We start from the raw sequence: 14,496 nt of genomic DNA, 5'->3' as shown, positions 1-14,496 counted from the left end.
TCCAAAGAGTTTCTATTTTTCAATACTTGTCTACTATAATTGGCAAATATTTGCGCGATGTGAAACGAAATTTGGAGTTTTGTAAAGTTTCTTGTCAGGCTGTCAGAGAGACTTTCATCTGTTAGAATAGGCTCATTATGGTTGAAGATATAGGTAGAGAGGCTGGTCTTCACTCGTTATTTATAGGCAAAACAGCCTGTAATCCCTTATGTTTAAACTTATATATTAGAGGAGATTGTAAAATGACATCCATAACGAATACATCCAGCTTCGACATTTTGTTCACTAGCGATCTGCACGGGGCCATCCGCCCCATCCATTACAATACCAATGCGTACCGCCCGGCAGGGCTTGCTCTGCTCACTTCCCTGATTCGCAAGGAGCGTGAACGGTCACCCGAATTAATGCTGGTGGATAACGGGGATCTGCTGCAAGGCTCTCCTCTGGCCTCGTATGCGGCCTCCTTGGTTACGAATCACGAAGCTCATCCCTTCATCACTGTTCTGAATAAACTCGGCTATGATGCTGCTGTAATGGGCAATCACGAGTTCAACTATGGTCAGGAATTGCTGCGCGGAGCGGTTGAAGCCTCCCATTTCCCATGGTTATCTGCCAATATTGTAAGCAGTGAACAGCCGGAGGTACCGGCGTATGGTCCTCCTTATCTCATCAAGACATTATCTTCGGGTGTTAAAGTAGCCCTGCTTGGTGCAACCACTCACTATATCCCGAACTGGGAGCATCCAAAAAATATAGAAGGCTTGCAGTTCCTTGACGCATTGGAGACCATTCGGAAATGGGTTGGTTACATTCGCGAGCATGAGCGGCCGGACGTGATGGTGGTCAGCTATCATGGCGGGTTTGAGTGTGATCTGGAGACGGGGGAGCCTGCCGAGCGGTTAACCGGAGAAAACCAGGGCTATGCCATCTGTCGTGACATCGAAGGCATTGATGTACTTCTGACCGGGCATCAGCACCGTCAGCTTACCGCCGAAATTCATGGCGTGACCGTCATTCAACCCGGCTTCAGCGGCAGCGGTATTGGACAAGTAACCGTTCAGTTAGAGCAGCATTCGGACGGAACGTGGAAGATTACCGAGAAAGAAGCTCGTTTGCTGCTTCTGGATGAGAACAGTAACGTACAGCCGGATGCTGTCGTCATGAATCTTACGGAAGACTTGGAAAACGCGGCTCAGGCTTGGCTCGACCAGCCGATTGGCGAGGTAGCCGGGGACCTGTCCATCAACGATGCCACTGCTCTGCGGCTCTCGGCACATCCCTTCATTGACTTTGTGCATCAGGTACAGATGGAAGCGACCGGGGCTGAGCTTTCCAATACGGCACTACTCAGTGAAGAAGCTCGGGGCTTCGGACCCCACATTACGGTTCGGGATGTGTTATCCAATTTTATCTATCCCAACACATTGACTGTATTGGAGCTAAGCGGTCAGGACATTCGGGATGCACTGGAGCAAACGGCTCGTTACTTTGAGGTGGATGCTTCTGGCAAGGTGATGGTCAATCCGGCTTACATGACCCCGAAACCGCAGCATTATAACTATGACATGTGGGCAGGTATTGAATACGAGCTGGATATATCAGAGCCTGTGGGGAATCGTGTGATCCGGCTGGAACGTGAAGGTAAACCGCTTGAGATGACGGATACATATTCGGTGGTGATGAACAGTTATCGTGCGGCAGGTGGCGGAGACTACGCGATGTACCCTGGCAAAAAGGTACTGCACGAAGGCGCCACCGATATGGCAGCACTGGTGGAGGATTATATCCGCAGGCATCAGCCTTTGAAGGTGGAGCAGGCCAATAATTGGAGAGTTGTTGGCAGATAGCCAAAAGAAAAGAGCAAAACCTTCGTATAGGAAGGTTCTGCTCTTTTTCTCATTAGTCTAGACCAGGGTAGAGGCAAGCGCCGCAAGCAAAAGAATGGCCACCCAAATCAGTATCAAATTTGCCATGACCAGCGCAGTCTTGAACTTATAGTTCTTATAGAACGCCCAGCAGGTGAACGATGCCAGGACCGGGACCGGATAGGTAGCCAGTACCCCTGCGGCAATATATTCCAGTATATAATCGTCTGTTTTACTGCTTGCAATCATATAGAAGCTCATAAACAGCATATATGGATAGGCTACCAGAGTAATTAGATTGATCGCATTGATAAATAAGAGCCAGTACGCCACGGTACGATTTTTCATGACAAGGGACCTCCCGGAAAAACAATCTCATTCCAGTATATCCACATGATGACAGATCGTCATGGATTAATTTCACATTACAGAATAAACTATGCCTCCGCTGTCAGGCTGCCAGCCTTCTCCCCGAGCGATACGAGCGCACCCCGATCATCCGCAGAACGCATCTCCGCCTCAATGATTTCAAGACTGCCAACCGCACTCTCCGGTGTGCATACCGTTACAGGCTTCCCTTCTGCTACCGACCGGATAAAATAACGGATCTGGTGATAATATCCCGAGTCCGGGGAAAGATCGGCAACAAAACCTGGAGCGTCATTCGGGTTCACTTTGAGTTCACCGTTTTCGAAAACGAGGTTCCCCTTCTCAAAATTCACTCGGTATGTCATCGAGAAACCATAATCCCCCTCCAGCGTCCAATCCGCCTGTGCATTCAGCACCTTGCCGTCAGGATAAACATAATGGGTCGATACCGTGTCATAGCCGCTTCCTGGAATCACGTTACGAGCGAGTGTGGAAACCTGATCCGGCTTGCCAAACAGCCAGTGGATGATGTCCGCATCATGAATGTGCATATCCAAAATGCAGCCACCACTTTTGTCTCCATCCAGAAACCATGGTTGAGGCAAACCTGAACCACGGAAGAAATAGCCTGCCTTTACCGCTCCATAACGACCGTCTTCCACCACGGATTTCAGATAGTCATACGCAGGCCAGAAGCGCAAGCACTGACCGATCATCAGTGTTTTCCCAGTCTGTTTGGCGGCATGTGCCATCTTCCACCCATCCGCTGAATTGCGTGCAACCGGCTTCTCACACAGCACATGGATGCCCTTTTCCAACATGGCACATGTTAATTCCGCGTGCAGCGGCGTAGGCAATGTAATATCAATGATATCCAGTTCCTCCTGCTCCACCATCACAGCGATATCATCATACAGCCGATAAGGTGTAAGGTCATAGATCTCCTGCTCTGTCGCCATATTTCCGGCTGCTTTCCCATGCTTCAGTTCCTCTATTTTCAAATCACAGATGGCGACGAGTTCTACAGGCTCCCCCTCCGAGGCGAGGCGTACATAGTTATCAAAATGCATACGTCCCATAAATCCGAAACCAACCAAACCCACTTTTAACATGTGTTTGCCTCCTAATATCAAAATAATGAGTTCTGTTATTCGTTGTTATACGATTTTATTGGATGGGTCTCTCCAAGATGGCATCCAACGCTCTCGATGTGTTATAGACAATCTGTTGGGAATGATGGGTGTATGGGGGAATCATCTCCGCCGTGACGTAATTGTCGTATCCGATGGCATGCAGTGCTTCCATAACTGCAGGATAATTCACATCCCCAGCCAGCAGGTCAACAAAACCATGCAGTCCGCCCGCTTGCCGGCGATAGTCCTTAAAGTGTACCTTTTTGATCCGGTGTCCGAGAATGCGAACCCACTGTTCCGGATAGCCATTCTGCACCACATTGCCTACGTCAAAGTAGGAACCTACATACTCGGACTGGAATGAATCGATGAACGTACGAAGTTCAAGCGGTGACACCAGAAACTTGTTCCATACGTTTTCAATGCCAATCGACACTCCGGCACGTTCAGCATACGGCAGCAGGTGGGCAATAGCTTCCTGGGCCCGCTCATAGGCCACCTCGTAATCGGTCACTTCGCTGTCAGGGATAAAATCAACTCCTACGGCACCAGGAATAACCAGGATCGTATCCACGCTAAATACCGAAGCAAGTTCCAACTGTCTTTTGCACACATCCAGTGCTTTGGTACGGATTTCCGGGTTGGCACTCGTCATCGGATAATCCCAGTATAATCCAGTCGCCAGGCCTGCAACTTCCAGCCCAGCCTCTTCAAGACGTCCCTGGATATCGCGGACTTCCTGATCTGTAGCAGACAGGCTTAGCTCACCTTCCCCATTCAGCGAAAGCTCAATTCCATCGAAACCAGCCTCCTTGGCTGTCTTAATACAATCTGCAATGGCCCAGTCCCCTGGAAACGACCAGATGTTAATCCCTTTTTTCATCTCAAATCCCTCCTCATCATATCCTTTGTTTTCGTTTGGCATGGCGATCCTATACCAGTTGAAACAGACCAAACTTGGCAGGTATATGAAAGTTAATGGCACCAGTAGGCTGCCAAGCCTGGTACTCCCGTTCTCCCTGCTCATTTTCGTCTATGCGATACATGTTCACTTTCCAGCACAATCCCGAAGTTAGAGGTGACTTGAAATTACAGGATGGAATGTGGATAAAGTATACCCGGTTGCCTTGATCATCCGTTTCTACCTTTGTTCGAAGCCCTTTCATCTGCCAAGTGACGTCTGCCTTCAGATTCAAACCAGCTCCATCGACATTATGAATAAAGGCATCGAATACAACATTGTGCGGGCTGACCTCAAGCTCCATATACTTCAGGCCACCGCCTTCTTCGTCGATAAAAATCTCAACAACGTCCTGTTCATACAAAGGCTGATCTCGTTCCGTGAAGTCGGATACGACATAGGGGTCCTGACATACATAACGGATATGCAGGTATTCCTCACTCCAGCCCAAGCGCACTTCTGTGGCTTGCAGAGGAGGCAGGCCCGTCACTGTATCGACCAATTTCAGCGGCACACACTTCTCCCAATCATCAGGAGCAGGAAACTCACCCGCTGCCATAAACGCGAATGCGTTACAGCGATATCTGGGGTTTCGTTCCGCGGAAAAAGTGTTCAATCCACTTCAACTCCTTTTGACTTAATCCGTGATGTTGTAACTATGGGTTGAACATGTGATAATACTTGTATTATAGATGAATCATTCCGAATTTTATTTAGAAGATCAAGAGATTATTTGTACAATTCCGTTTTGTTTTTAATGATCATGTCATTGAATTGCACAAGAGAGGAGCTGAGCCCGTGTCCCTCCCCCAAACGGATTATCCAGTAAAAAGAATCGCCAGTTACAGGGAATGGTCTCCCACTGTTCACTACGCGCAGTTCCAGACTCTCCCTCCAGGTAAGCTGCCAAGGCGGCGATTGTATGATTTTGAACTGTTGTACGTCTGTGAGGGCGAAGCAGCAACCTACATGCACGATACACGCTATACACTGAAGGCGGGACAGCTCATTATGCTGCCGTCCGGGGTCTATCATCAGAATGAAGCCGTATCCCATCCGAAGACACGTTTCATCGGCATTCACTTTGACTTTTTTAATGAATTGACCATACAGACCGAGGCGGATATGGTTGTAAACGAAGACCATGTTCAGCTGCATAAATTCGCCGCGGAAGCCTGCGCAGAAGGGATGACACCGTTATCTGCGAATCCAGTCTATACACCGTCCTCTGCTGCCGTTCAGCTGATGGAGCAGCTGGTTCATGAATTTACGATGCGTCCACCAGGATATGAACTGATTTGCAAAGCACTGATGCTGCAGCTGCTTACCTATCTGCTGCGTTCTCCGTACCTGAGCTCGTCTCGCCATGTTTCCGTTCACGGAGACAAGCTGCGCGAGCTCATGAAACAGATCGAAGCAGCTCCTTCAGAGCCTTGGACCAATTCGGGCATAGCCAAACAATTGAATCTGAGCGTGGATCACATGGCCAAATTGTTCAAACAGATGGTCGGCATGCCCCCAAACGAATACATTCAATCCATCCGTCTGAGCGAAGCACGTAAATTGTTGCGGGAAACGGACTGTTCCATCGAGGTCGTTGGCATACGAAGTGGTTACCCGGACATTCATTATTTCAGCCGCACTTTCCGCAAACATGAAGGGATATCCCCTCGGGAGTACCGGAAATTATCCCGAATGCTATAAAAAAAGAGTTCCTTCATCCAGTCTTGGATGAGGGAACTCTTCGGTTAACACTTGTGAATCAAATGATCTTCTCACTATGTAACGGGATTACCAACAAAAATGGGCCTAAGTTTAGACCGAATCACTTTCCCGCTTGCTATTGGAAGACTGACGAAATATACAGCGGTACGGAATGATGACTTTGACAGCCACTTCATGCTGATGATCCAGATAATCCAGCAGCTGCTTGACCGCGAACATCCCCATCTCCAGTTTAGGTACATGGATGGTCGACAGCGGTGGAGAAGTGAATTCGGATATTTCAATATTATCCACACCGAAAAAGGCGATGTCCTCCGGTACGCGTAGACCTTGCTCGGTTGCTGCCCGCATCGCAGCAATGGCCATCATGTCACTTGCTGCAAAAATGGCAGTAGGTCTGCTCTCATTGTTGGCAAATGCCTTCCGGGTCAGTTCATAACTCAGCGATACATCCCACTTCACATCAATGACCCAGTCGTCGTCAATCGGAAGCCCCGCCTCATTCATCGCCCGCTGGTAACCAAGGAAACGTTTTTCCGCCCGGAAATCATTTTTGTATTCCGCGCCGCCAACATAGGCAATCAGGCGATGACCCTGGGCGATCAGATGATTCGTCGCCTCTCTCGCAGCCGCTTCCCGGTCATAACCCACCACAGGAATGTCGGGGTCCGTGATATCCACCCCCACAACAGAGCGCACATTGGCCTTGAGCCAGCGATACGCTTCCGGGTCAATTCGCTCCACCACAATCATGCCATCAATCCGATGTTCCTTCACCAGAGACTGCAGCTGCACAGTATCCCCATCGTTCTCTATGCTGTACACAAACTCCAGGCGCATGCCGGATTCAGCCAACTGCTTCTCGATGCCTTCCATAATGACCGAAAAATAAGGACTGTTGTATTTGTTCTGCGGAATGGCCACAACGCAGCCGATCGCATACGACGTTTTGGGTTCCATTTTCTTTTTCTTCACGGGACGCTGTGAACGATACCCCAGTTCCTCTGCCGTTTCCCATATTTTCTTGCGGGTCTCTTCACTCACAGAGCGGTTGACATCATTTTTCATTACACGTGAAACGGTCGAGATGGATACCCCTACGCGTTCTGCAATGTCCTTCAATTTAGCCAATATGAAGCCCCACCTTTCCTCTAGCCTTCTATTCAAACCCAATGGATATTGGGGCAATTTCATTCTTGCAAACACAAATTTGCGGCAAATATAATTCTATATTTCTCCTTGCAAGAAGTCAATGCGCTCTAAGGTTTATGGTCTCTGACATCAGGCTTCACATGAGCTCTCTATGCAAAAAATGAAAAATGAACAGCGGCAGCCTTGGGCTGTTTCTTTCCCATGACTGCCGCCGAATACTACTTTTATATTCTGCAAATCTACAACGAAAACTCTCTCGTTATCGATTTATTGCATCTTGGACGCGAGATCCTGAAGCGCTGCCTTGAGATCCCCATCTCCTGCAAGCGGAAGTTTAAGGGATTGCTCACCATACGTCCATACCAGATCGGTTTTCTTCGTCGTAAACGGTGAAACAATGCCGTACTGCTGCGCGTCCAGGAAGATTTTATTATCTTCGCCAACAGTGGAAATGTAGGCATCTGCCGCTGCCTTATTGGCCGGAATGGAGTATCCTTGCTTCGCCAGTTCGGTCTGGCCCTCCGGTCCGGCGAGCCAAGCGAGCAGCTTGTAGGCCGCTTCTTCGTGTTTGGTGTTGGAGCTGATCGCAAGTCCGGCAGGCTGAACTACGGTCTGGTTGGTTTTGAATTTGGGCAGATACGAAATGCCGTATTCCACGCCAGCCTCCTGGTAGTTGGTTGTATTCCAGCTGCCACCCGGATTCATCGCTACCTTCGACGTAGTGATTGCGAGGTTAACCTGTCCTCCCAACCCTTCAATCTGAGCAGGGGTGGTGTTAATTTTTTTATTTTTGGTCAAATCGATAAAATAGTTCAGCACTTCCATTGCTTCCGGTGTTTCGAGCGCAAGCGAGCCATCGTCATTCACAAGCTTGGCGCCGTTGGACCAGAGCGCTGGCTCCAGGAACCAATCCATTGTGGATCCCGGGGAAACCGACATGCCCCACTGTACGATATTGCCAGCATCAAATCCCGCCTCATCCGCACTTTTCCCATTTTTGTCGAGTGTCATCTTCGTTGCAATATCAGTGATTTCATTCCACGTCGGTTCAAGCGATGGAACTGGAGCGTTGTGAGGATTCGTTGCGGCGTTCTCAAATATGGCTTTGTTATAATACCAGACGATGACATTGGCATCGATGGGCAAGGATACTTGTTTGCCCTGATATTGATGTAGACCGAGCAGACTTGGATCCACGTTGTTCAGATCAAACTGGTTATCAGCAAGCAAGCCGTCCAGTTCCTTGAAAATGCCGAGTTCGGCGTACTTCTCCACATAGGCATAGCTGGTTTTGAATACGTCAGGAAGCGTGCCGCCCGCTGCATTCGCGGTCAATCCATCCCAATAACTGCCCCAATCCTTGCCCTCCAGCTTAACCGTAATATCAGAGTTCTCCTTCATAAACTGATCCAATAATTCCTGTGTCCGATGAAGCTCTTCTGCCGTCCCCCACTGGGAGTATGTGATGGTTACAGGCTCTCCCCCACTGCTTCCGGAACCGCCGGAGCTGGCCACTTCTGATGATTCACCATTTCCACATCCACTGATGACCATCATCGTGGCAAGTACAAGTGCCCACACATTGAACAGCCGTTTGCTTTTTCCTCTCATATACAGCTCCCCTTTACATCATATCGAATAGTCATCTCACTCTGAAAACCGGAAAGCAGGCAGCCCATCTATCCTTTGGTGCCCGTGAGCACCACCCCCTCAACGATGTAGCGTTGTGCGAACAAGTACAGCAAGCCAATGGGAACAATGCTGATGAATGCTCCTGCGGCAAGTGCTGGCAAATCCTGGCTTGTCTGACCAATCAGCAGCTGCAGTCCCACACTCAGCGTGAACATCTCGGCGTTTTTGATATACAGGAACGGCCCCAGAAAATCGAGCCAGGAGTTCACAAAGGCAAAAATGATGGTCGTCATAATAATGGGTTTGGAGAGCGGCATAATGACTCTTGCATACACCGTCCAGCGATTGCCGCCGTCGAGATATGTAGCTTCATCCAGCTCCTGGGGAATGGTCATGAAAAACTGCCGAAACAGGAAGATGTAATAAGCACCTCCGAGCCAGGATGGAACAATTAACGGCAGCCAGGTGTCGATCCAGTTCAATTTGGAAAAAAGGACATACGAGGGAATCATCATTATGGAAGGAGGGATCATCAATGTAACCAGGACAACAGGAAACAGGATATCCCGGTATTTGGTTGCAAAACGGGAGAAACCGTAAGCGACAAGCGAGCTGGATACAACCGCTCCTGCCGCCACAAAAAACGAAATGATAAATGAGTTCTGTATCCATTGCCACATCATGGGCTGCACAGCAAACAATCGTTCAAATGCTTCCAGACTGAATTGTTCCGGCAGTATTGTCGGAGGCACCTTGTATGTCTCCGCCTTGGTTTTCAGCATGGTTGAGAGCATCCATACAAGAGGCCCTGCAAACAGCATCAACGCCGCGATCAGCAATGTATATTGGGACGCTTTTACCGCTACTTTTCGGGTATTCATGCAGCATTCCTCCTATCGTTCTCCCTCGTAATACACAAAGCGGTTGGAAACTTTCATCAGAATCAGGGTGACCAGCGAGATCACGGCGAACAGGAAAATCGACTGCGTCATCGCCATGCTAAACTTCAAATCGGTAAATGCGGACTTGTAAATGTTGTAGACAAACGTATAAGCAGAATAATTCGGCCCACCCTTGGATAGCAGCAATGCTTCCGTAAACATCTGAAAGTTATACATCGTCTGAATAATGATGACAAACAGAATGGAAGGACTAATCATCGGCAAGGTGATGCGGAAAAATCGCCGAATGCCGCTTGCCCCGTCGATGGCCGCCGCTTCGTACAGATGCCTGGGAACATTCTTGAGGGCGGCAAGGAAGATCAGCACCCCGCTGCCGGAGATCCAGACCTGAAGCAGGATAATGACAGGCTTAATGGTATGCTCTCCGCCGATCCAGTCAATCTTGCCCAGACCGAGAGCACCAAGTCCGGCATTCAATATGCCGAATTCCGAATTGAATACCAGCCGCCAGATAATGACCGTTGCTACGATCGGCACCAGCGTCGGGAGATAAAAGAAGGTTCGGAACAGCGCGATCCCTTTGACATTAAAATTAAGCAGCATCGCCAGACCAAGCATGCCGGCCGTGACGATGGGAACACCGAATACAACAAAATACATCGTGTTCAGCAGACTTTTCAAAAAGATCGGATCATCCATCATGTGCGTAAAATTATCAAAACCGACAAAGTTGAAATTGGTTGCTCCGGGAAGTCTGGCATCCGTAAATGCGTAAAATACGGATGTTCCAAAAGGAAACAGGAAAAAGGTGATAAAGCCTATGATCCAAGGCAAAATGAAGAGAAAGAACAGCAGTGTGTCATATTTTCTCAATCTGTTCATGATGACACCCCTCAGCCTGTAATTTCTTCTAAATACACATACCGTTCTTCCACGATGGATTTCTCTGCCGCGAGGGCAATCAACAAAGCGTTACGGCCAACCTGCGCACTAGCAAAAGGCGATTTGCCTTCCTGCACACATTTCAGAAAATCAATTCGCTGGGTCTGCCCCCCTGTGTGTCCGCCCATGATGGAATCGGAGGTCACATCAATGTCCAGGTGATCTCGGGTCCAGTCCTGACCGCCGACGATATCAATGGTCTTGTCATTACGGGCAACCATCTGGCCGCCATTCTCCCCGATCAGACCAATCTCAAGTCCCTCCCCCATCAGATTGCGGGGTTTCAGATACATGCACAGACCAAGATTGGCCTTGCTGCCGTTATCATAATCAATGGTGATAAACGCATGGTCCACAATTGAGGTATCGGAAATCTGTTTGGCCGGATAATGACTGTAGGAGTTCTCAATCCGGTTGGGCTCGCCCTGCTTCATGACATGCTGTCCACCCGAGGCAAAAACACGGACAGGGTTCGCCTGGATCATCCAGTTGAAAATATCAAAGTGATGGCAATCCTTCTCTACGATGGCTCCGCCAGACTTGGATTTGTCATAGAACCAATCTGCCGGTGGAAACGGATCACGGAATTCCTTGCACCACATCATCTTCACATCGCCAAGACGCCCACTCTCCAGCTCTCTCGCCATCCGGCGATACAGATTGGAATATCGATACACAAGTCCGATCTGCAAAACACGTCCAGCATTTTCGGCTGCCTGGATAATGGCATCACAATCCTCAATCGTATGAGCAACCGGCTTCTCAAGGAATACGTGCTTGCCAGCTTCCAAAAAGGCAACCGCCACTTCACGGTGCAAATAGTTGGGTACACTGATGACCACCGCGTCCAAATCCTCTTTATGCAGCAATTCACGATAATCCTTCAATACATCAGGGTTGCTGTTCTTAAGTTCAACCAGGGTCCGCGCCACATTGGCCTCATTCATATCACAGATATAGCGAACCTCACATTCCTCAAGCAGATCAAAACCGATACAATGGTGCGACCCCATATCCCCCACACCGATAAACGCCATTTTTATCTTCCCCATGCTCACACACTCCGTTGCTCTTAATTTTGCGGCAAATGCCATCCTGCAATTCTGATGTAAAGAAACCTTACAGGATTACGAATATGTAACGATAGTAAAATAGTTTTTAGTTGTTGTCAATCCATTTTGGCTAAATTTTTATTTTATTTGCGGCAATACAAATTAATAGACAAGTTAAGTATCCATAAAGATTAATTGTTTGTATAATACATTATAAAGCGTTTACATTTTAAAGTTATTATTTTATAATTGGATCACCAAAACTAAAAATTGCGGCAAAAATATTTCAGTACAGATGATCTCTACAACAAACACTACGCATTTTCCTTACAATAAGACACAAAAAAAACAGATAAATTATGGAAAATTTTCTGTTGTATCTCGCCATTACATCCCCTATAATGCAATTTATACGCGGAAAACAACACAGAAAACCACGTTTTATATTTGCCGCAAAAAATACATTGCGACTCAGAAAGTGCATTTCCCTACAATAGCTACCATGATATTTACATAATACGTTATTATCTCGCGATATTTGCGAACAGGAAGGAGATGAACCGAAGAAGTAACCTCCCCCATCGTGAATGATCCATTGAGGAGGAACAACGATTTCAATACCGGAATTTTCAGAAATTCATTACTCAGGAGGGATTCGATGACAAGATTGTTGGATAGAAGCAAGCTGACTCTTGGACTCTTTTTGACTTTTGTTCTCCTAATCACCTTAATACTGCCTGCTGGAGCAATGCCCAAGGCTGCCGCTGCAGCCGTTACCATTGATGGCAACGTCAGTGATTGGAGCACTGTTGGGACGCTTGCGACCAATAGCGGCACAGCTCAAACACTCAAACTGACGAATGATGGAACGAACCTCTACCTGCTCGTTCAAGGTTCGGGGCTGAGTACATCGATGGGCAACTTCTGGATTAATACCGATAACAATACCACAACAGGTTACCAGGCTTCTGGTTGGGGAACGACAGGTGTCGAGTGGCTGCTCGAAAATACTAGCTTGTATGCCTACACTGGCAGCGGAAGCGACTGGAGCTGGAATTTTAGCAGCACACTCACCAGTGTACAATTCTATCGCAGTTCTTCAGTGATTGAAGTGGCTATTCCTCTGGCTGCATTGCAGATCAATGCTGGCAGCACGGTCCGGGTCGGTTATATCGACAACAGTTCCGATACATCCAGGCTGCCTGCCGCGGGACAGACGCTGCCCGCTTACCTGCTGACCTCGGGTGGATCGGGTGGCGGTTCGGGTAACAACACGGTTGTAAATCCGGTAGAGCTTGACAGCCCGCTCAATAACCCATTCAAAGGCTGGGCACCTTCCGCCAAGAGCACCACTTATGAACAGCCGCACAGGCTCGTGTATGCCGGGGTAACCTGGAAGGAACTTGAGCCTACCAAAGGCACCTATGATTTTAGTGCAATTGAAGCAACCAACAACTTTGCCTATTGGAAAAGCAAGGGCGTCAAAGTGGTGCTGCGCTTCATTCTCGACAGTCCTACAGGCCAGGCTCATCGGGATATTCCCGACTGGCTATACAATGACATGGTTAGCCAAGGCGTTTCTCCCGGAATGCCATATAACGATACGACCGGGGGGATGGGGGCAGGCAACAACATGGGCTTCTCCCCCAACTACAGTTCTACCTATTTGCAGGAACGGCATAAACTGGCCATAGAGGCCATCGCCGCCAGGTATAACACCAATGATCGGCCGATTGCTTTTATCCAGATTGGTTCCCTTGGACACTGGGGCGAGTTCCATACTTGGCCTTATGTCGGTCCAAATGGTGAAACCAACTACACAGGCGCTTTCCCTACCAATGACATCTCCAACAAGTACGTCCAGCACTACATTGATGCCTTTGCCGGCAAAGAGGACAAAATGCAGGTGCTGATCCGGCGCAGCATTGCTCTGGCCAAAACCAACAATAAAGGCATGGTTATGGGCATGTTCAACGATGTCTTCGGGCATAAAGACAGCTTTGATGCGGATTGGGGATGGTACACGGGCACCCAGAATGGGTACTGGGATGATATCGGTCAGCAGCAGCCTGCACATGCCAACTTCTGGGACACACGAATCTCCGGTGGAGAATTTTACGGGGGAGCTTCCGGCATGCTGGCTTCCTTGACCAGCGGCAGTGGATTCACGGAAACCCTGCGCCAAACCGAGCTCAGCAAGCCTAGCTGGCTGGGGCCGAACTCACCAGCCTCGCTTCCTTTGAACCATGCATTGCAGGCGAATATCGATGCACTCAAGAAAAGAATGGGTTATCACTTTGTTGTGAAGGAAATTTCCCATCCTTCCACCATTAGCGGAAACACCTTTACGGCAACAATCCAAGTGGAAAACAAAGGCGTTCAGCACTTCCCTTTTGCCTGGCCTGTTGAGATTCAGCTGCGCAGCGGCAATACAGTGGTTGCCAAGAAAACAACTACCGTCAATCTGACCACATGGAAAACGGGTACCTACACCCTGACCGACTCCATTCCGGTCTCAGGCCTTGCTGCCGGAACCTATGATATCGCGATTGCGATCATTAATCCGGAAACCAACAAGCCTGGTGTGGATTTTGCCAATACAAACCGGCTGACAGACGGTGCCTACAAACTAAGCAGTGTGACGAAATAAACGCGAATGATTTCTCTCATTCAAGAAATAAGCAAAGAGCAGGAAAGAAGGGCATTTATCCCCCCTCCCTGCTCTTCTTTTGTTGTAACGATAAATATTCAATGCTATATAAT

The 14,496-nt window shown here is 48.5% G+C and carries 12 protein-coding genes; 3 read left to right on the top strand and 9 right to left on the bottom strand.

Going from position 1 to position 14,496, the window contains the following annotated elements:
- Window positions 1–242: 242 nt before the first annotated feature.
- Window positions 243–1,847, top strand: coding sequence for a bifunctional metallophosphatase/5'-nucleotidase (locus tag AAIH57_RS10175; RefSeq protein WP_430021548.1), 1,605 nt, complete (start codon window positions 243–245; stop codon window positions 1,845–1,847).
- 57 nt (window positions 1,848–1,904) lie between these two features.
- Here the strand turns inward: AAIH57_RS10175 and AAIH57_RS10170 are convergent, their stop codons facing one another.
- The 4 genes from AAIH57_RS10170 to AAIH57_RS10155 form a co-directional block, all read right to left on the bottom strand.
- A complete protein-coding gene (locus AAIH57_RS10170) occupies window positions 1,905–2,213 on the bottom strand; it encodes a hypothetical protein (RefSeq protein ID WP_175397992.1) in 309 nt (102 codons plus the stop codon).
- 89 nt (window positions 2,214–2,302) lie between these two features.
- Window positions 2,303–3,346 (bottom strand): Gfo/Idh/MocA family protein, encoded by a 1,044-nt coding sequence (locus AAIH57_RS10165; protein WP_175397991.1) that lies wholly within the window; start codon window positions 3,344–3,346, stop codon window positions 2,303–2,305.
- A 55-nt stretch (window positions 3,347–3,401) separates the two neighbouring features.
- Window positions 3,402–4,250: a sugar phosphate isomerase/epimerase family protein gene (locus AAIH57_RS10160; RefSeq protein WP_430021547.1), complete on the bottom strand. Its 849-nt coding sequence runs from the start codon at window positions 4,248–4,250 to the stop codon at window positions 3,402–3,404.
- A 49-nt stretch (window positions 4,251–4,299) separates the two neighbouring features.
- The gene (locus AAIH57_RS10155) at window positions 4,300–4,944 is read right to left on the bottom strand and encodes a carbohydrate-binding family 9-like protein (RefSeq protein ID WP_246311040.1); all 645 of its coding nucleotides are present in this window, start codon (window positions 4,942–4,944) and stop codon (window positions 4,300–4,302) included.
- A 182-nt stretch (window positions 4,945–5,126) separates the two neighbouring features.
- Between AAIH57_RS10155 and AAIH57_RS10150 the strand changes: the two genes are divergently transcribed.
- Window positions 5,127–6,032: a helix-turn-helix domain-containing protein gene (locus tag AAIH57_RS10150; protein WP_430021546.1), complete on the top strand. Its 906-nt coding sequence runs from the start codon at window positions 5,127–5,129 to the stop codon at window positions 6,030–6,032.
- A gap of 111 nt (window positions 6,033–6,143) precedes the next feature.
- On the opposite strand, the gene AAIH57_RS10145 is transcribed toward AAIH57_RS10150, so the two are convergent.
- The 5 genes from AAIH57_RS10145 to AAIH57_RS10125 form a co-directional block, all read right to left on the bottom strand.
- Complete coding sequence (locus AAIH57_RS10145) at window positions 6,144–7,184, bottom strand: LacI family DNA-binding transcriptional regulator (RefSeq protein WP_175397988.1); 1,041 nt, start codon at window positions 7,182–7,184, stop codon at window positions 6,144–6,146.
- Between the two features lie 288 nt (window positions 7,185–7,472).
- Complete coding sequence (locus AAIH57_RS10140) at window positions 7,473–8,816, bottom strand: ABC transporter substrate-binding protein (protein WP_430021545.1); 1,344 nt, start codon at window positions 8,814–8,816, stop codon at window positions 7,473–7,475.
- A 68-nt stretch (window positions 8,817–8,884) separates the two neighbouring features.
- On the bottom strand, window positions 8,885–9,718 hold the full coding sequence (locus AAIH57_RS10135) for a carbohydrate ABC transporter permease (protein WP_430021544.1): 834 nt from the start codon (window positions 9,716–9,718) through the stop codon (window positions 8,885–8,887).
- A 12-nt stretch (window positions 9,719–9,730) separates the two neighbouring features.
- The gene (locus AAIH57_RS10130; RefSeq protein WP_175397985.1) at window positions 9,731–10,621 is read right to left on the bottom strand and encodes a carbohydrate ABC transporter permease; all 891 of its coding nucleotides are present in this window, start codon (window positions 10,619–10,621) and stop codon (window positions 9,731–9,733) included.
- A gap of 11 nt (window positions 10,622–10,632) precedes the next feature.
- Window positions 10,633–11,733: a Gfo/Idh/MocA family protein gene (locus AAIH57_RS10125; protein ID WP_430021543.1), complete on the bottom strand. Its 1,101-nt coding sequence runs from the start codon at window positions 11,731–11,733 to the stop codon at window positions 10,633–10,635.
- Between the two features lie 658 nt (window positions 11,734–12,391).
- Here AAIH57_RS10125 and AAIH57_RS10120 point away from each other — a divergent pair.
- The gene (locus AAIH57_RS10120) at window positions 12,392–14,383 is read left to right on the top strand and encodes a DUF4832 domain-containing protein (RefSeq protein WP_430021542.1); all 1,992 of its coding nucleotides are present in this window, start codon (window positions 12,392–12,394) and stop codon (window positions 14,381–14,383) included.
- Window positions 14,384–14,496: the final 113 nt, after the last annotated feature.

The sequence above is a fragment of the Paenibacillus sp. MABNR03 genome, assembly GCF_050455445.1.
Lineage (GTDB): Bacteria > Bacillota > Bacilli > Paenibacillales > Paenibacillaceae > Paenibacillus > Paenibacillus xylanilyticus.
Note: the sequence above shows the minus strand (reverse complement) of the source record. Positions and strands in the feature narration are given on the sequence as shown.

Coding starts and splice junctions, on each gene's coding strand:
- AAIH57_RS10175 (WP_430021548.1), top strand. CDS start 243: ATGACATCCATAACGAATACATCCAGCTTCGACATTTTGTTCACTAGC.
- AAIH57_RS10170 (WP_175397992.1), bottom strand. CDS start 2,213: ATGAAAAATCGTACCGTGGCGTACTGGCTCTTATTTATCAATGCGATC.
- AAIH57_RS10165 (WP_175397991.1), bottom strand. CDS start 3,346: ATGTTAAAAGTGGGTTTGGTTGGTTTCGGATTTATGGGACGTATGCAT.
- AAIH57_RS10160 (WP_430021547.1), bottom strand. CDS start 4,250: ATGAAAAAAGGGATTAACATCTGGTCGTTTCCAGGGGACTGGGCCATT.
- AAIH57_RS10140 (WP_430021545.1), bottom strand. CDS start 8,816: ATGAGAGGAAAAAGCAAACGGCTGTTCAATGTGTGGGCACTTGTACTT.
- AAIH57_RS10135 (WP_430021544.1), bottom strand. CDS start 9,718: ATGAATACCCGAAAAGTAGCGGTAAAAGCGTCCCAATATACATTGCTG.
- AAIH57_RS10130 (WP_175397985.1), bottom strand. CDS start 10,621: ATGAACAGATTGAGAAAATATGACACACTGCTGTTCTTTCTCTTCATT.
- AAIH57_RS10125 (WP_430021543.1), bottom strand. CDS start 11,733: ATGGGGAAGATAAAAATGGCGTTTATCGGTGTGGGGGATATGGGGTCG.
- AAIH57_RS10120 (WP_430021542.1), top strand. CDS start 12,392: ATGACAAGATTGTTGGATAGAAGCAAGCTGACTCTTGGACTCTTTTTG.